Annotated in this window: 12 protein-coding genes; all 12 read right to left on the bottom strand. The window is 63.2% G+C overall.

Translation table 11 applies throughout. From position 1 onward, the window contains the following. Positions 1 to 4,701: a glutamate synthase-related protein gene (locus tag ACP7EG_RS23475; RefSeq protein WP_426089515.1), complete on the bottom strand. Its 4,701-nt coding sequence runs from the start codon at positions 4,699 to 4,701 to the stop codon at positions 1 to 3. A 194-nt stretch (positions 4,702 to 4,895) separates the two neighbouring features. Continuing rightward, positions 4,896 to 5,603, bottom strand: coding sequence for a transposase (locus tag ACP7EG_RS23470; protein ID WP_426089514.1), 708 nt, complete (start codon positions 5,601 to 5,603; stop codon positions 4,896 to 4,898). A gap of 154 nt (positions 5,604 to 5,757) precedes the next feature. Further along, positions 5,758 to 6,438 (bottom strand): response regulator transcription factor, encoded by a 681-nt coding sequence (locus tag ACP7EG_RS23465; protein WP_034753797.1) that lies wholly within the window; start codon positions 6,436 to 6,438, stop codon positions 5,758 to 5,760. A 137-nt stretch (positions 6,439 to 6,575) separates the two neighbouring features. Beyond that, positions 6,576 to 7,712 (bottom strand): ATP-binding protein, encoded by a 1,137-nt coding sequence (locus ACP7EG_RS23460; RefSeq protein WP_426089513.1) that lies wholly within the window; start codon positions 7,710 to 7,712, stop codon positions 6,576 to 6,578. 50 nt (positions 7,713 to 7,762) lie between these two features. Beyond that, complete coding sequence (locus ACP7EG_RS23455) at positions 7,763 to 10,867, bottom strand: DEAD/DEAH box helicase (protein WP_426089512.1); 3,105 nt, start codon at positions 10,865 to 10,867, stop codon at positions 7,763 to 7,765. A 210-nt stretch (positions 10,868 to 11,077) separates the two neighbouring features. Continuing rightward, a complete protein-coding gene (locus ACP7EG_RS23450; protein WP_426089511.1) occupies positions 11,078 to 11,569 on the bottom strand; it encodes a YbjN domain-containing protein in 492 nt (163 codons plus the stop codon). A gap of 25 nt (positions 11,570 to 11,594) precedes the next feature. Continuing rightward, positions 11,595 to 12,290: a hypothetical protein gene (locus ACP7EG_RS23445; RefSeq protein ID WP_426089510.1), complete on the bottom strand. Its 696-nt coding sequence runs from the start codon at positions 12,288 to 12,290 to the stop codon at positions 11,595 to 11,597. A 6-nt stretch (positions 12,291 to 12,296) separates the two neighbouring features. Continuing rightward, a complete protein-coding gene (locus ACP7EG_RS23440; RefSeq protein WP_426089509.1) occupies positions 12,297 to 14,030 on the bottom strand; it encodes a putative porin in 1,734 nt (577 codons plus the stop codon). Positions 14,031 to 14,066: 36 nt separating this feature from the next. Next, positions 14,067 to 14,783, bottom strand: a complete 717-nt coding sequence (locus ACP7EG_RS23435) for an energy transducer TonB family protein (RefSeq protein ID WP_426089508.1) — start codon at positions 14,781 to 14,783, stop codon at positions 14,067 to 14,069. Positions 14,784 to 14,793: 10 nt separating this feature from the next. Beyond that, positions 14,794 to 15,204, bottom strand: coding sequence for an ExbD/TolR family protein (locus ACP7EG_RS23430; protein WP_034753784.1), 411 nt, complete (start codon positions 15,202 to 15,204; stop codon positions 14,794 to 14,796). 13 nt (positions 15,205 to 15,217) lie between these two features. Further along, a complete protein-coding gene (locus ACP7EG_RS23425) occupies positions 15,218 to 17,008 on the bottom strand; it encodes a DUF2341 domain-containing protein (RefSeq protein WP_426089507.1) in 1,791 nt (596 codons plus the stop codon). A gap of 56 nt (positions 17,009 to 17,064) precedes the next feature. Further along, entirely contained in the window at positions 17,065 to 18,690 is a 1,626-nt protein-coding gene (locus tag ACP7EG_RS23420) for a ShlB/FhaC/HecB family hemolysin secretion/activation protein (protein WP_426089506.1), read from the bottom strand. Between the last annotated feature and the right edge of the window lie 73 nt (positions 18,691 to 18,763).

Raw genomic sequence — 18,763 nt, 5'->3', positions numbered from 1 at the left:
TCAGGCGGCGACGGCTTGTACTTCCATGGCGGCATCGGCAGCCATTTCAATCAGCGCGCGCTTGTATTCGTTCGGGAAGACTTTCACGAACTTGCCGCGCGCCACAGCCCAATCGTCCAGCAGGACGCGGGCGCGGGTGCTGCCCGTGTGCTTGAAGTGACGCTCGATCAGGCGCTTGAGGATGACCTCGTCGGCTTCCGGCACGCCGTCGCGGTGCTGGGTATGCCAGGCGTCGCGGTCGAGATGCTGTTCCGCTGCGGATACGACCTTGTCCAGGCTGACCATGGCCGTGTTGCATTTGGTGGCAAAGTCGCCGGCCGGGTCATACACATAGGCAATGCCGCCCGACATGCCGGCCGCGAAGTTGCGTCCCGTGTTGCCCAGCACCACGACGGTGCCGCCCGTCATGTATTCGCAGCCATGGTCGCCCAGGCCCTCGACGACCGTGGTGGCGCCCGAGTTGCGCACGGCAAAGCGTTCACCGGCCACGCCATTGAAGAAGGCTTCGCCGGCAATCGCGCCGTACAGCACCGTGTTGCCGATGATGATGTTGTCCACGGCCCAGCCACGGAATTCCGTATTCGGCCGCACGATGATGCGTCCGCCGGATAAGCCTTTACCCACGTAATCGTTGCCCTCGCCCACCAGGTCGATCGTGATGCCGTGCGCCAGGAAGGCGCAGGCCGACTGGCCCGCCGTGCCTTGCAGCTGGATGTGGATGGTGTCGTCCGGCAAGCCGGCGTGGCCATATTTCTTCGCCACTTCGCCGGACAGCATGGTGCCCACCGTGCGGTTGACGTTGCGCACGGGCGAGATGAAGGAGACGCGTTCGCCCTTCTCCAGCGCCGCGCGCGCTTGCGCGATCAGCTTGTGGTCCAGTGCTTTCTCCAGCGCATGGTCCTGGAATTCCACGTGGCGGCAGGCTTGGCCGCTTGGTGTTTCCGGCTTGTAGAAGATGGCCGAGAAGTCCAGGCCCTGCGCCTTCCAGTGCGAAATCGCCTTCGATTTATCCAGCAAATCGACGCGGCCGATCAGTTCGTCATACGTGCGGATACCCAGCTGCGCCATCAATTGACGGGCTTCTTCGGCAACGAAGAAGAAGTAATTGACGACATACTCGGGCTTGCCGGAAAACTTGGCGCGCAGCACGGGGTCTTGCGTGGCCACGCCCACCGGGCACGTGTTCAAATGGCATTTGCGCATCATGATGCAGCCTTCGACCACCAGCGGCGCCGTGGCGAAGCCGATCTCGTCAGCGCCCAGCAGGGCGGCGATGACCACGTCGCGGCCCGTCTTCATCTGGCCATCGGCCTGTACGCGGATGCGGCTGCGCAAGCCATTCAAGACCAGCGTTTGTTGCGTTTCTGCGAGACCCAACTCCCATGGCGTACCCGCATGCTTCACGGACGACAATGGCGAGGCACCCGTGCCGCCGTCGTGGCCGGCGACCACCACGTGGTCGGCTTTGGCCTTGGTGACACCGGCGGCGACCGTGCCGATACCCACTTCCGACACCAGTTTCACGGAAATCGAGGCGCGCGGATTGGCATTCTTCAAGTCATGGATCAGCTGCGCCAGATCTTCGATCGAATAGATATCGTGGTGCGGCGGCGGCGAAATCAGGCCCACGCCCGGCACGGAAAAGCGCAGGCTGGCGATGTATTCGGACACTTTATGGCCCGGCAACTGGCCGCCTTCGCCCGGTTTCGCGCCCTGCGCCATCTTGATCTGGATCTGGTCGGCCGAGTTCAGGTAGGCGGCCGTGACGCCGAAACGTCCCGATGCCACCTGCTTGATGCGCGAGCGCATGGAATCGCCTTCCTGCAGCGGAATATCGACGACGATCTGCTCGGCGCCCACGATGGATGCCATGGTGTCGCCCTGGCGGATCGGGATGCCCTTCAATTCCTGCACGTAGCGGTTCGGATCTTCGCCGCCCTCGCCCGTGTTCGACTTGCCGCCGATGCGGTTCATGGCCACCGCCAGGGTCGCGTGCGCTTCTGTGCTGATGGAGCCGAGCGACATCGCGCCCGTAGCGAAGCGCTTGACGATTTCCTTGGCCGGCTCCACTTCATCGAGCGGGATGGCCTTGGTCGGATCGAGCTTGAATTCGAACAGGCCGCGCAGGGTCAGGTGGCGACGGCTCTGGTCGTTGATGATTTGCGCGTACTCTTTATAGCTGGAGAAATTGTTGCTGCGCGTGGAATGCTGCAACTTCGCAATCGCATCCGGCGTCCACATGTGGTCTTCGCCACGCACGCGGAATGCGTATTCGCCGCCCGCGTCGAGCTTATCCATCAGCACGGGATCGTTGCCGAAAGCCAGCGCGTGCAGGCGCAGCGCTTCTTCCGCCACTTCAAACACGCCGATGCCTTCCACGTTCGAGGCCGTGCCCTTGAAGTATTTGTCCACCAGCGACTTGTTCAAGCCGATGGCTTCGAAGATTTGCGCGCCACAGTACGACATGTACGTCGAAATGCCCATCTTCGACATGACCTTCATCAAGCCTTTGCCCACCGCCTTGGTGTAGTTGTAGATGGCTTTCTCGGCCGACAAATCGCCGGGCAAGCCGTGCGCCATCTCGGCCAGGGTTTCCATGGCCAGATACGGGTGGACGGCTTCCGCGCCATAGCCGGCCAGCAGGGCGAAGTGGTGCGTTTCGCGGGCCGAGCCCGTTTCCACGACGAGGCCGGTGGAGGCACGCAAGCCCTTGCTCACCAGGTGCTGGTGCACGGTCGAGGTAGCCAGCAGCGCTGGGATCGCCACCTGGTCGGCGCAAATGGCGCGGTCCGAGACGATCAGGATGTTGTGGCCGGACTTGACGGCGTCGACGGCTTCCGCACACAGCGAGGCCAGGCACGCTTCCACGCCTTCCTTGCCCCAGGCCAGCGGGTAGCAGATATCGAGTTCATACGACTTGAACTTGCCGCCCGTGTGGGCGCTGATGTTGCGCAGACGCGCCATGTCGTCAAAGCCCAGCACGGGCTGCGCCACTTCCAGGCGCATCGGCGGGTTGACGTTGTTCGTATCGAGCAAGTTCGGTTTCGGGCCGATGAAGGACACCAGCGACATCACCATCGCTTCGCGGATCGGGTCGATCGGCGGATTCGTCACTTGCGCGAACAATTGCTTGAAGTAGTTATACAAAGGCTTCAATTTGTTCGACATGACGGCCAGCGGCGAGTCATTGCCCATCGAGCCCGTCGCCTCTTCGCCGGCCACGGCCATCGGCGCCATGAGGAATTTCAAGTCTTCCTGTGTGTAGCCGAACGCCTGCTGGCGGTCCAGCAACGATGGCTGCTCTTTTTCGCCCTGCGCACGGTCCTGTTTCGCCTGGCCTTCGGCCATCTTGATCTCGTCGAGCTTGATGCGCACCGAGTTGATCCACGCTTTATATGGCTTGGCGTTGGCGTAGGTGTTTTTCAGTTCCTGGTCGTCGATGATGCGGCCCGCTTCCAGGTCGATCAGGAACATTTTGCCAGGCTGCAAGCGCCATTTCTGGATGATTTTCGATTCCGGGATCGGCAGCACGCCCGATTCCGACGCCATCACCACCAGGTCGTCGTCCGTGACGATATAGCGCGCCGGACGCAAACCATTGCGGTCCAGGGTGCCGCCGATGTGGCGGCCATCCGTAAACGCCATGGCGGCAGGGCCGTCCCACGGTTCCATCATGGCCGCGTGGTATTCATAGAAGGCACGGCGGTTGTCATCCATCGTCGTGTGGTTTTCCCACGCTTCCGGAATCATCATCATCATCGCCTGGGCGATCGGATAGCCGGCCATCAACAGCAGTTCCAGCGCATTATCGAAGCACGCCGTGTCGGACTGGCCTTCATAGATCAGCGGAAAGAGTTTCTGCAGGTCGTCGCCCAGCACGGCCGACTTCATCACGCCTTCGCGCGCGCGCATCCAGTTGAAGTTGCCTTTCACCGTGTTGATCTCGCCGTTATGGGCGATCAGACGGTAGGGGTGGGCCAGCGGCCATTCGGGGAAGGTATTCGTCGAGAAACGCTGGTGGACGAGGGCCAGGGCCGAGATGCAGCGCGCATCCTGCAAGTCCTTGTAATACACGCCCACCTGGTCGGCCAGCAGCAAGCCCTTATAGACAATGGTGCGCGCCGACATCGACGGCACGAAGAATTCCTTGCCGTGCAGCAGTTTCAAGGCCTGGATGGCGTGGCCCGACGATTTGCGGATCACATACAGTTTGCGCTCGAGCGCGTCGGTGACCATGATGTCCGGGCCGCGGCCGATGAAAATCTGGCGGATCACCGGTTCCTTGGCGCGCACGGTAGGCGACATCGGCATGTCCGTATCGATGGGCACGTTACGCCAGCCCAGCACGACTTGTCCCTCGATGCGCACGGCGCGTTCGATTTCCTGTTCGCACGCGATGCGCGACGCGTGTTCCTTCGGCAGGAAGACCATGCCCACGCCGTATTCGCCAGGCGGCGGCAATTCCACGCCCTGCTTGGCCATTTCTTCGCGGTAGTACTGGTCGGGAATCTGGATCAGGATGCCGGCGCCATCGCCCATCAGCGCATCGGCGCCCACGGCGCCCCGGTGATCGAGGTTTTTCAGTATCAGCAAACCCTGTTCGACGATCGAATGGGTCTTGTTGCCCTTGATATGGGCGACGAAACCGACGCCGCAGGCATCGTGTTCATTGGCTGGGTCGTACAGGCCTTGCGCTTTCATGGGCTTCTCCGCTGCATATGAGTATCGAAAACCTAGAGTAGTGCAACGCAACAAAAAACTCAACTACAATAATTAGGGTCGGAGTCGAATTAAATTTGATTCCGTCGCTCTAAAAATTTAATAGGGACATAGTCAAACCAATTTCAATAAAACGTCAGAAAGAAACCATTTTTTGTTTTAAATGCGAATATGTTTCAATTGGCATCCGTTGCGGCCACGATTTTGCGGGGACGGCCCCGCTTGGCAGGCAGTACTTGCCGCTGCATTTTCTGCTCCAGCGCCTGCTTGAAAGCGTCGGAACCCAGCGGCCAGCCCTTCAATACAGCCTCTTCCACCACTTTCACCTGGCTGCTGCCCAGGCCTTGCTCGACCAGGCGCAGATACGCGGCCTCGCGGTCGAACGGCGTGTTGCCCAGTCCCCAGTACAGCGCGTGGTCGGTGATGAGGGGATCGGGACGCACACCGGCATGGTGGGCATAACTGGACCATGCATGGTCCAATGCCTGGGCCGCCAGGCCCGTTTGCACGGGCACGCATTCCAGGTAGCGGCAGCAAGTCAGGAAGAAATTGTCGGCATCGATGACGGAGGTTTTGTAGCGTCCCTGCCACAAGGCGCCTTCGCGGCCGTATTTTTGATTGAAGTACGGCACGTAATAGCGTCCCAGCCACTGCATCAGCTGCCCCAGCCCCGTGGCATCGCTGGGCGTGGCCAACAAATGTAGCTGATCAGGCAATAAAACATAGGCGTGGATGGCCACCTTGAACATTTTCGCGCCCGTTTTCAGCCAGGAAAGGAATTGCGCGTAGTCCAGCGCATCCTGGAACACGGGCTGGCGGTTGCTGCCGCGCTGGATCACGTAATGGGGCAGTGCTGGAATGATAAGGCGGGGCAAACGGGCCATGGCAGAGTCGGTAAATATAGGCTAAGGCCTTGATTTTACACACTCTGGAGCGCAAGGTGCGACTCTGACCCTGTTTTATTGAAAATACCGGGAAAAACGATTGACTCTGTCCCTTTTTATGCAGCCACCCTGTTGCGGGTGGCTGGCAGCTGTATCAGGACAGGTTAAAACTGGCCGACAGACTGTAACCCTCGCCATACGCGCTGCGCAGCGGCAAATCCTGGCCCAGGCCCGTCTTGGCTTTCTTGCGCAGGCGGTACACGAGCATGTCGACCCGGCGGCCCGCATCGGGATCTTCGCCGCCCATGCCGGCCACGATGACGTCGCGCGGCACGGGACGGGTGTTGATGGTCAACAAGTGCAGGAAGTTGAATTCCTTTTCCGTCAGGGCGATGACGGCGCCCATCAGCTCAAGTTGGCGTGCGCTTACTTTCAAGGTCCACTTGCCTGGTTCCGGCACGGGATCTTGCGGACCCACGCGGCGGTCGAGCGCCTCGATGTGGGCGGCCAGTTCGGGAAACTTGATCGGCTTGGTCAGATAGTGGTCGGCGCCCAGGCGCAAGCCCAGGATGCGGCTGTCGAAAGCGACACGCCCCGTCAGCACCAGCACGCCGATTTGCGGATACAGCTGGCGCATGCGGGGGATGACGTTGAAGCCGTCCTCGTCAGGCAAGCCCAGGTCCAGCACGACCACGCCGACATTGCCATGGCTCAACGCCGTCCACATCCCGCCAGCGGAGCTGGTGATATGAACTTCGTGTTCGAGCTCAACGAGAAACTCCGCCATGTCTTCGGCGTAGTCCAGATTGTCTTCGACGATCAGTATTTTCGTCATTGCAACGCCATTCTTCCGTTAGTGAGCTACCGTGGGCAAACCATGCCATTCACTTCTGCACCATGATGGACGGCACAATAGGTTTACGTCAAGGAATTATCACGGTTGCCTTCAGCGGAAGCAAGGCTTTTCCTTGTCTAGACAGGAAGCGGCAGCCAAATGCGGAAAAGCGCCCCACCTTCGGGCAGATTATGCCCCTGCAAACTCCCCCCATGCACGTCCACCACGGCGCGCGCCATGTACAGGCCCAGGCCCGCACCGGGATGCGTGGCATGGCTTCCACGGCTGCCTTTATCGAACAGCTGCGCCAGTTCTTCTTCCCGCAAGCCGGGCCCCGCATCGCGCACGCACAGGGCCACGCCTCCCTCAGGCACCAGCCTGGCCGACACGGTGATGCTGCTCCCCGGCGGGCTGAACTTGACGGCATTGTCCAGCAGGATTTTCAGGCACAGGGCCATGCCGGGCACGTCACAGCGCAGCCTGGCCGGCAAGTCTTCATCCAGTTCCAACTGCACGGTGTGGCTGGCCGGCACGGTGGCGGCCGCCTGCTGCAGCAAGGCCAGCGGCGCGATGCCGTCGGCGGCCCGCTCGCGGCCAAGCGCCGCCATGCGCTCGGGCGACAGATAATCGTCGATCATGCCCAGCAGGCGGTCGACGGCCGTCTGGATTTTCACGTAGCGCTTGCGCGTGGCCTCGTCGGCGTCTTTCGACGTCGAGACCAGGCGCTGGATGGCGCCGTCGATGGTCGCCAGCGGCGTGCGGAATTCATGCGACAGCATCGAGGCGAAGCGCTTCTGCTCCTTTTCCCGCTCCGCTTCCTGCGCCTGGGCGGCGCTGACATCGCGCAGCGTGCCCACGACGGTTTCGCCCCGCCCCGGTGCGGCGGGCACGATGGTCGAGCTGATTTCCAGCGCCAGCAGATGCCCGTCGGCATGCGGCAGTTCCACTTCGCGCAGCAGGGACAAACGGCTGGTGTCGCCAGCGCGCCAGCGCTGCAAGCGGGCCGGCACGTCTTGCGCCAGGCGCGCCGCGTGCTCGCGCAAGGCGGGCAAGTCATGGCCCGTCAGGCGCTGCGCGGTGGGGCTGATGTAGAGTAATTCGAGGGTAGTGGCGTCGAGCAGGAAGGCCGCGTCGCGGCCGTGTTCGGCCAGCAGGCGGAACTGCGCTTCGCCCGCCCGCGCGCGCAACAGGGCGCGGCGCAACTGGACGAAACGCAGCGCCATCAGGATGGCGCCGGCAAGCAGCAATACAATAAACGGCAGAAAGGGCAGCATGCTTTATACCTGGCGAGAAAGAAGCGCCAAGTATAGGGCCAGCGGCCCCCTTAATCTTCCAGTGGAGCGAAAATCTGCTGCAAGTCTTCTTGCGTGAGCGCCATCTTCTGCGCTTCGCCTTCGGCCAGGATCGATTGCGCCAGCTCCGATTTCTTTTGCTGCAGCAACTGGATTTTTTCTTCCAGCGTGCCCTTCGCGATCAATTTATACACGAACACAGGCTTGTCCTGGCCGATGCGCCAGGCGCGGTCGGTGGCCTGGTTTTCCGCCGCCGGATTCCACCACGGATCGTAGTGGATGACCGTGTCGGCCGCCGTCAGGTTCAGGCCCACGCCGCCCGCTTTCAAACTGATCAGGAAGATGGGCACGGCGCCCTGCTGGAAGGCCGCCACTTGCGCGCCGCGGTCCTTCGTCTCGCCCGTCAACAGGGCATACGGAATGTCGCGCGATTCGAGCTCTTCCTCGATCAATTCCAGCATGCTGGTAAATTGCGAGAAGACGAGAATCTTGCGCCCTTCGTCGAGCAAGTCTTCCACCATCTGCATCAGGTCGAGCAGCTTGGCCGAACCGGCCGACTGCTTCTTCGCCGGCAAGGATTTCACCAGACGCGGGTCGCAACAGACCTGGCGCAGTTTCAGCAGCGCTTCGAGGATGACGATCTGGCTGCGCGCCACGCCTTTCTTGTCGATTTCTTCGCGCACCTTTTGATCCATCGCCAGACGCACGGTTTCATACAGGTCGCGCTGCGGGCCCGTCAATTCCACCTTGCGCACCATTTCCGTCTTCGGCGGCAGTTCCTTGGCCACATTGTCCTTCGTGCGGCGCAGCAGGAACGGCTTGATGCGGCGGTTCAGCAGCATGCGGCGCAGCGGGTCGTCCTGGCGCTCGATCGGATGGCGGAACTGGGTATTGAAGGTCTTCTCGTCGCCCAGCAAGCCCGGCAGCAGGAAGTGGAATTGCGACCACAGTTCGCCCAGGTGATTTTCCAGCGGCGTGCCGGACAGGCACAGGCGGTGGCGCGCGCGCAGCAGGCCCGCGCTTTGCGCCGCCTTGCTGCGCGTATTCTTGATGTAGTGCGATTCGTCCAGGATGACCAGGTGGAAATCATGCTCGCGCAGGGTTTCCTCGTCGCGCGGCAACAGCGCATAGGTGGTCAGCACCAGGTCGCATTGATCGATCTGGTCGAATTGCTGGGCGCGGTCCTTGCCTTGCAGCAGCAACACTTTCAGGCTGGGCGCGAACTTGGCCGCCTCGTCCTGCCAGTTGCCCATCAGGCTCGTCGGTGCAATCACGAGGGCCGGATGCGTCAAACGGCCCGCTTCCTTTTCCACCAGGATATGCGCCAGGGTTTGCACGGTCTTGCCGAGGCCCATGTCATCGGCCAAAATACCGGCCAGGTCATGGTCGCGCAGGAATTGCATCCACGCCAGGCCATCGGCCTGGTAGTCGCGCAGAGTGGCCTGCAGCCCGGCTGGCGCCGCCACTTTTTGCACGGAACCAAACTGGCTCAGCTTGCGGCCCATGGCGCGCAATTGCTCGCCGCCCGTCCAGCGCAATTCCAGGCCCCGCGCCAGTTCTTCCAAGCGCGCCGCGTCCAGGGTCGACATGCGCACCGCATGTTTGATCTTGTCGCTGAAGTACAGTTCCCCCAAGGTGTTGAGGATGGGGCGCACACGGCCCCACGGCAGCGCGACGCGCGTGCCGTCCGGCAAGGTCGCCAGCATCTGGTCATCATCGGCATGCGCTTCGATGACTTTCGGGTTGAAATCGTTGGGCGCGTTGCGGATCAACTGCACCAGCACGGGCAGCAGCGGCACTCTTTCCTGGTTGACGACGATGCCCAGTTCCAGCTCGAACCAGGCGTTGCCGCTGTCCGGGTCCTGGTCGTCGATTTCCGCGTACCAGTCACCGGCTTCGCTCACGTCGTAACGGTACTTGGCCGTCTTTTCCACGATCCAGCCCTGCTTCCGCAAGGCGTCGATGCCGGACTCGGCAAAACGCAGCCATTCCGCCTGGGAAGGCAGTTGCAAGGCCCCCTTCAAGCCGCTCAAGGGGGCGGAGCCCGGTTTCTTGAATTGCAGCTCGGCCAGGGTGGCCAGGGCGCGCGCTTCATCGAGCGTATTTCTCTGGATAATTTCCGTCACCTCGCCCACTTGCCGCACCACGCGCTGCGACGGGTCGAACGCGACGCGCTCGCCATCGTAGTCGTAGGACAGCACGGCGAAATCGCTCCAGCGCTGCGCGCTGCCATCGGCCAGCAGGGCGCTGTCGAGCAGCAAGACCGGTTGCGCCGGCACGTCCTTGCGCAAGCGCTGCGGCAACGGTTGCGGCAGCGGCATCAAATGCTGCAAGCCTTGCGCCAGCAGCAGTTGCGACACGCGCACCTTGTCGTTCGCATTCAACGGCGGCGCCTGTGCCACCAGCGCTTGTAGATCGGCGAGGGAAATGTCGGAGCCGCCCTGGTTCAGTTCCAGCACGCCGCACGACAGATTGTCGATGTACCACGGCGGATCGGTGGGCAGCATGTAGTCGATCTGGTCGGCGCCATGGTGCTTCGCACCTTCCGGCGGGTCCACTTGCCAGCCCAGGCGCATGGTCTTGCCTTCGTCGCGCCAGAACAGGCGCGCGGGACGCACGGGACCTTCTTTCAACGGGTACACGAGGCCATTGCCGACATCGGCCCAGGAATTGGCCCACAACAGTTTATCTTGCTCGGCCAGCATTTTCAGCAGGGCCGCGCCCACCTTGCCCTTCGGTTCCGTGGCGCTGCCTGTCTGCGAATTCTGCCCGCTGCGCATGGCCACGAAGAAACGCACGAGGTCTTCGTCGGCTGGCGTCAAAAACGTGGGCGGCGCCGACAGCAGCGAAAAGATCTCGCTGATGGGAGTAGCGGCCGCCACGTCGCCATTCGGCCGCAGCCGCGCCTTGTACAGGCACAGGGCCACGTGGCGGCCACCGCTGGTGGGCGCCAGCACGTAGATCAATCGATGCTGGTTGAGTTTGGGGTCCGGTTCGGCAATGCTCAGCACGGCCTTCGGATGGGCGGCAGCCTCCACCCGCTGCAGCCATGTGGCGACGGCATACGGCAAAGGCGCTCCCGGCGCGCTGGCCGGGGCAACTGGGGTTTCACTGGTTTCGTCGCGGGTAAAATCCATGGGGCGCATTTTTGTGTAAAGGTCGTATCCAAATCGGCAACAGGCAATATTATCCGCCATACAGGCGTTGCTGGCTTGATTCACACACGCTCTTTGAACAGTTTTAATGCGCGATGCCTAAAAAATAAGTATTTAATACGACACTTGGGACCCGCAAGCGGCAAAAAAGGCCCGTCACCGGCCATCTTCGCCGCCCGTGGACGGCTCTTATCAGGCCGGCACAGTTTCTTCTTCTGCCACGCTGGCGGCCTCGACTACCGGTGCCGTGCTCGTATCGGCTGGCGTAAAGTTGCGCAAGAACAAGAAGAACTGGCCCATCATCTGCGTCCACAGTTGCAGATTGATATTCAGGTATTCGCGGCTGACGCCACCGGCGACCAGCACATCCATTTCCAGCACGACGAAATCGCCATGCTGGGCCACGCGGGCAAAACGCTTGCTGCGGTGCCATTCGGCCAACAAGCCGACTGGCAAATCGCCGCCCTGCACGCGCAGCGGGCAGCTCAGGGTCAGGTCCGCGTACTGGCCGGGCGCCGTTTCATTGCCCCACAGCACTTGAAAGCCGATGCCATGGCTGGCACTGTGCAGGCGCACGACGCCGTCGTGTTCGATGCTCGTCACGGCGCAGCCGGCCGCCTTGATGGCCTCGGCCGTTTGTTCCGCATTCAGGGTGGTCAGCAAGTTGGTGTTGGTGTGTTCCATCGTCATTCCATTCATTTCAAAAAGATTATTGGGGGGCCGGCGCGGGCGCGGCAGGCGTTTCTGTCTGACGCGCATCGAAGCGCCCCTGGTACAGCTGGTCGCCATACTGCTGGGCGATTTGCTCGAGTTTCACTCTGCTTTGCGCGGCGAACGGCTGGCGCGCTTGCATGACGCCCAGCACGTCCAGGCCTTCATACGCTTGCAGGATTTCCTGCCCGGCCGCATACAGCTGGGCATTCTTGCTCTCGCAGCGCGCCAGGGCGCCGCGCTGCGACGCCACTTCGCCGTCGAGACGCGCACGCTCCGCTTCGATCTGCTTGCCCGTGGCGGCCAGCTGCTCGCTGGCCTGGCGCAATTGCGCCAGGTTGGCGGCCGCCTCTTGCGCGGCGGCGGCGCTGCGCTGTTGCTGCTCGCCCAGTTTTTCCCGCTGCGCGCGCTCCTGCGCCAGCTGCGACTGGCTGCGGGCCAGCTCCTTTTTCAAGCCATCGCTGGCGGGTGCGGCGGCAGCAGCGGGCGTCGCCTTGGCGGCAGGCGCGCCCTTGGCTTTGAGCACTTCCAGCTCGCCACGCGTCTGCTGCAATTGCGCCGTGACATTGCGCAACTCGGCCCGCAAACGCTCTTCCATGCTTTGCCCCTTCTGTCCCTGCGCCTGAGCGGTGCTGGCGGCCAGCAAGCTCAACAGCAATAAAGGCAGGCGCATTTTGTTGGATATCAACATCATGGCTCCTTAAAAACGCGCGTTCAGTTCGATTTGCAGGGTGTCGATCGACAGCGCCGAACCGAACACTTCGCGGCTCGACGTCCAGCGGCCGTTCAACCAGGTATTCTTGTCGAGCGCATACGCGCCGCCCAGGTAATAGCCGCGCGCATTCGTGCCCCCCAGGTGGAAGGTGGAATCGTTGTAGGCGTCAGGCAAGGCGTCCGGTTCGATGCGCTTGTAGCCAAGCAACACGTTCCAGTCGCCGCGCGCCGCCGGGCTGGCCTTGCCCAGGGTCGCCTGCAGCATGTAGGCATTGCCGCCGCTCCTGAAATCGGCTTGCGAGACGCCGCCCGTGCCGCCGAAGTTGTTCATGATGCCGCCCTTGGCGCGCGCCCACATGGCACTCTTGTCGTAGGCCATGTTGCGCACATAATCGCCTTCGATGCGCAAGTCCGTGCCGCCGGCCACCTTGCTATCCCAGCGCGCATTCAGATTGGCCAGGCGGAATTTCGACGCCAGCCCCACGAATTGCGGCTGCGGCGTATTCGCCGGATCGAGCGGGTTCAAGGCGATATTGCGCAGCAGCATCAAGCTATTGCCCTTTTGCATGCTCGATGGACGCGACCAGTCCGTGCTGCAGCCATCGGCGCCTGCGTACAGGGCGCACGGCTGCGAATATTCTCCGCTGATGTTGCGGAAGTTGTAGTAGGCCAGGGCGCCGCGCAATTGATGCTCGCTATTGATCTTCCACGAGGCGCCCACCTGCGCGCCCAGCAGCCATTTGTTTTCGCTGGACATTTTTGCCTGGCTGCGGCTAGGCGCATTGTCGGACGAATACTCGAGCGGAATCAGGCCCAGCGTACCGAACACGGTGACGTCCTTGCTCTCGCCGACAGGCTGCTGCAGCTTGGCGGCGATGCCGTCGAAATTGAGTTCGCTGGAAAACAGTTCATCGCCGGACACGAACGGGTTATCGAAGCGGCCCGCCGTCAGTTTCAGCCAGGAAGCGGGCTGATACGACAACCAGGCCTGGTCCAGCCAGATGTTTTTCTTGCCCAGGCCACCGCCCAAGGTTTGCGTGGTCGATACCGGGCTGTCGTCGTTGCCGCTGGCCAGGCGGATGCCCGCTTGCGTGCTGTCGGAAATATCGGCCAGGATGCCCAGGCGGGCACGCGCGCGCAGCAAGTGCTTGCGGTCTTCGCGCGTGTTCAGCAGCGCCGGCAGAGCCAGATTGGTGTTCGAATTGACGTCATAGCCGCTGCCGCTGTTGAGCGAGCGCCAGTCGATCTCGATATTGCTGTTGGCCATGTCGTAATAGCGCGATTCGTAGCGCGCGCGCACATCGCCTTCGACGCGGATGCGCTTGGTCCAGGCCGGCGTTTCATTCGGCGCCGCCCAGCCGCCCGCCTTCGCTTCGGCCAGCACTTGTCCCTTGATCTCGTCGCGGATCTGCTCGCGCACGGTGTGCGAAAGATACGGCACGCGCACGTCGCCTGGCTGTACCTGCGCCAGGGCGGCCGGCGCGGCGGCCGGACGGGCTTGCGCCGCGGCCAGCGCTTCGCTCTGCGCCTGCGCCAGCAGCGCCTCGCCGGCATCCTTGTTCAGGGCGCCGCTCTGGATCAAGCCGCGGATCAGCTTGACCATGGTGCTGTCGGCCGGTGCTTGTGCCTGTACCGCGCCTGCCGCCACACTCAGGGCGAAGGCGGCCAGCGCCAGCGGAAGGCGGCGCAGGCGCTGTGAGGGAGAAAATAAGGAATTCATTGTTTCTTTCGAAAAAAATTAATATGAATGTGGGCGCTACGGCCGGCGGCCCTTGATCGATACTCTTGCGGGAAAACGCAATGACGCCGGTGGCCGCTCATCGGCGCGGAAGTCGCGCACCATGGCCAGCACCTGCTCATCCGTCTGCGCATTGCCCGTGCCTTGCACAAGGTGGACCTTCGACGTCCTGCCTTCCGCATCGAGCCACAGGTCGACGCGGATATCGCTAAAAGCCAGCTGGCGTGTGCGCGGGTCGCGGGCGAACGCCATCTGCAAGGCATTGGCCACATAGCGGCCATACGATCCCGCACCGAGGCCGCCGCCACCGCCGCTGCCGCTCATGCCGCCACCGCGCCCGGCCTGGATGCCGAAGGCGTCGCTGCCGGCCTGCGCCGCGCCGTCGATGGTGACGGGGTCGCCCTTGTCCGGCGACGGGCTTTCCGGCGCGTCATCCATGGGCTTGTCAGCCGGCGTCGGTTCCGGCTCCGACACTTCCGGCACCACCTTGTCGGGCGTCGGTTCCGGCAGTTTTTCCGGTTCCGGCGGCGGCGGTGGTGGCGGGGGCAGCATCAGCATCGGCGGCGCCGCCACTTCACGCTTGGTGGCCGCCGTGTCGGACAGCAAATACCAGACCAGCGCGGCCAGCGCACCGGCCAGCAGCGCGCCGCCGGCCACGCCACCCCAGCGGCGCCACCACTGCGCCGCGCCCGACGCTTCCGAGGCGGCCGTCTTCATCATGTCGTCACGCTTCACCTTGCGCTCCTCATGCCGGCTTGCCGGTCACCAGGCCCACCTGGTTCAGGTCGATGCGGCGCAGCAAGTCGAGCACTTCGACCACTTTCGCGTACTGCACGGCAGCATCGCCGCGCACGATCACGGGAAAGTCGGGCGTCAAGGCCTTTTCCGTGCGCAAGCGCTCTTCCAGCTCCGGCAGGGTGACGGGATAGGCATCGAGGAAAACCTGGCCCGCGTTGTCGATGGTGATGGCCTTGGTCTTCGGTTTTTCCAGCGCCATGGCCGAACTGGCCTTGGGCAGGTCGACCTTGATGCCGGGAATGCTGGCGTTGCTGGTCAAAATGAAAATCACCAGCACCACCAGCAGCACGTCGACGAAGGGCGTGATGTTGATGCCGCCGCTACGCTTGCGGGGGGTAAACTTGGCGGAGGTGGCCATGGTTATGCGCCCCTCACGCCTGTTGCAGCACGGGACGCATCTGGCGTCCGTCGCCCTGCTCTTCAGCCAGGCGCGTGGCAAATTCATCGACGAAGACAGCCATATCGGCGACGATGGCGTCCGAACGCGAGGACAGCCAGTTGTAGCCGAACAGCGCGGGAATCGCCACGCCCAGGCCGGCAGCCGTACACAGCAATGCTGCGGCCATGCCCGGCGCCACCGAGTTGATGTCCACGGCGCCGGCCATGGCCGCCACGACGAACACCAGCATGATGCCGATCACGGTGCCGAACAGGCCGACATACGGCGCGCCTTCGATGGTGGTCGAGAGCCAGATCATGCGTTTCGACATGCGCTCGCTTTCGCGCACCATCACGCCATCCATGGCGGCGCGGATGGCGCCGATGGTGGCGTTCGAGACGGCGTTCAGATCGTAGCCACGGTCGTGGCGGCGGCGCATTTCGTCGATGGCCACGTCATACAAACGCCACAGCGAGGAATCCGTCTTCACGGCGTTGCTCAGCTTGCCGTTGCGCGCCAGGTGGTCGAGCGGCGCGCCGGCCGCTTCGTGGAACGACTGCATGAATTGCGCATTCGCGCGCGCGATGGCGCCATAGCTGCGGCCCTTGCCGATCATGATGATCCATGACAAGACCATCATCAGGCCCAGCAAGCCGACGACGATCCAGGCGTCGAGCGGCATGGCGGCGATGATGAAGCCGAAATGGCTTTTGCCGGCCTGCTGTTCATCGGCGCCAAACACGGCCAGGCGCGATTCGGAACCTTGCGAGACGGCGTCGGCCAGCAGCAGCGCATCGGGACGGGCCGTGCGCGACAGACGCAGCTCGTCGATGGCGCCCGTGAAGTTGGCCAGGGTGGCGGTGCCGGTGGCGACCGGCGGCGCATCGGCGCCTACCGAGGCCGCCGTGCTGAATGCCGGCAGCGCGGTGGCCAGCGAGACGGCCGGACGGCCGCCCACATACAGGGCCACGTTGTTCTTGTCGGCTTTCACCGCCAGGTGCGACCATTGCGCCGCCTGGATCGGCTGGCCGGGCTTGCTGCGCTGGCCATTCACCTGCACGAACGGCACACCTTGGTCGATACCGATCAGCAATTCATTGGCGCCGTCGCGGCGCGCATACAGCACTTGCTGCGCGCCCAGGCTGTCCGGGCGTACCCAGGCCGAGAAGGTAAATGGCGCACCGGCGGCCAGCGCCAGCGAAGGCGAGGCGGGCAGCATCAGGGGCGCGCTGCCCAGGCGGGCACCGGCACCGATGACGGAACCGTCCAGCGCCGGCACGGCCGTCTGGGCATGGTTGCCGTAGGCGGTGCTGTCGCGCGAGGGCACGCCCGGTTCGGCGAAGTGGTACACCAGGCTGTAGTCGGGGTCGAAGGTGCGCTGGCCATTGCCGGACGCGGGCGCCTTCGGATTGCCGTAGTACATCCACAATTTTTGCGGTGTTCCGGCGCTCAGGGCCGGCACGTCGACCCAGATCAGGGCGATGCCCAGCAGCGGGTTGAACTGTTCGATCTGGTGGTTCAGCACCGTCTTGTCGTCGCCTGCCACGAAGCGCAGATCGGCGCCGTTGTCGCTGACGCCTTCAAAGTTGAAATTACCCGAATGCAAGCGCAGCAGCACGGGAATGCGGCCGGGATCGCCGCCGACGGCACCGGCCTTCGGGCCGGCATCGACGGTGACGGGTTTACGGTAAGCCCAGTCGGGCTGCCACCAGGCATGCGCCAGGCCGGGAACGAGCGTGCCCAGGATCGTGAGCAAGAATAAGAGACGTCGAAAACGTTGCATGACAGTGATTCTCCGAAGAAAAGTCTAAAAAAGTACAGTGCTGGTGAGCTGGCCCGTCAGTAGCTGGCCGACAGGTTGAAATTGATGCGGCGCACGTGTTTGTGCGTGCGCGGGCCATCGCGCAGCGGATACGAAAAGTCGATGCGGCCATTCAGGTAGCGCAGGAACTGGAAGCTGCTGCCCACGCCCACGGAGGCCAGGCCGAACAGGTCTTTCTGTTCCGGCAGCGGGTCGCGCAAGCGCAGGCGCGCGCCATCGGCAAACGCAAACAAGCGCCAGTTTTCCAGGCGGCTGAAATACGTCAGCTGCGGCGTGCGCCATTCGACGCTGCCGGACACGCCGTAGTCGCCCGTCGCTTCGGCCGACAGATAGCCGCGCACGGAATTGGCGCCGCCAGCGGCCATCTGCTCGCCCGACACCAGCGCCGCGTCGGCCAGCTGGCCCGCCAGCTTGCCGTACAGCTGCGCGCCGCTGCCCAGGGTGTAGGTGGCATTGGCGTCGCCCTTCAGGACGAGGAAGCTGGGTGTAGCCTTGTAGCGCTTGTTGTCATAGGCGGCGCTGTCGCTGCCGTAGCCGAACGAGGCGCGCGTGCCGGCCACCAGCGACAGGCCCAGGCCATACGTCGCCGTCTCCGTCTGCGCAAAGCCGTTATACGACACGCTGAGCGGCACGTATTTCAAGGGAACGCTGGAGCCGGCACCATTCAGTTTCAGCGCTTCCTGGTTATCCTTGAAATCGATGCCGGCAGAAAAGCTGTGCCACCAGATGCCGCTGTTGGGCACCGTATAGTTGACTTTCATGCCCAGCGCGTGGCCCTTGCCCAGCACGCTGGTACCGCCCGTGCTGGCCACGTTGCTGTTCGACTGGTAGCCGGTCGCTTCCACGCTCCAGCCCTGCGTGCCGATCGGTGCCACGTACGAGGCGGACCACACCTTGGTCTGGTTCAGGTCGCCCGGCGTGCCGAAAAAGCTGATGGTGGCGCTATGCCCCATCTGCCACAGGTTGTCGTGACCGACCGACATACTGGTGCGCAATTTTTTGGTATCGGCGCTGTAATCGTTGTTCAAGCCCACGCTGGCGCGCCACGGGCTGCTGTCTTCCACTTTCAAGTCCACGTCCATGGTGCCGGGCAGGCTGCCCTGCTTGACCAGCGGCATCACCTGGCGCTTGGGGCCGCGGTTCAGTGCCGTCAGTTCCACTTGCGCCTGGGTAAAGTCGGGCACCTTGCCCTCCGTCAGTGCCGGCACTTGCTGGCGCACGTCGAGCGGCGAGTTGTATTGCGCACCGACCACGCGCAAGCGTCCCACCTTGGTTTCGCTCACCTGCAGCACCACCACGCCCTGCTCCACCTGCTGCTCCGGCAAGTCCACGTAGACGGACTGGTAGCCGCGCGCCTGGTAGGCGGCGACCAAGGCGTCGCGCGCCCCTTCCACATCCTTCAGGCTGCGGCCCGGTCCCAGGAAGGGCGTGACCGCCTCTTCGATGGCACGCGCATCGAGCACGGTATTGCCGCGCACCAGGTATTCCTCGATCGTCACTTGCCGTTCCGGCGCGGCCACGGGGGCGGCCGCCGGGACGGCGTCCTGGGCGCGCGCCATGCCGGGCAGCGCCAGCATGGCCAGGCACAGCATCGTCAAGGCGGTCGCGGGCGCCTGCGGCGCGCCGTTACCTCGTTTCTTCATCTCACGCATATTCCATTCACCTCAAAATCAAACGGTTGCCCTACCCGGTATCGCGGCGCCGAACGCTATGCTC

Origin of the sequence: Janthinobacterium sp. PSPC1-1, from assembly GCF_049897625.1 — a bacterium.
In the GTDB taxonomy this organism is placed as follows: domain Bacteria; phylum Pseudomonadota; class Gammaproteobacteria; order Burkholderiales; family Burkholderiaceae_D; genus Janthinobacterium; species Janthinobacterium tructae.
Note: the sequence above shows the minus strand (reverse complement) of the source record. Positions and strands in the feature narration are given on the sequence as shown.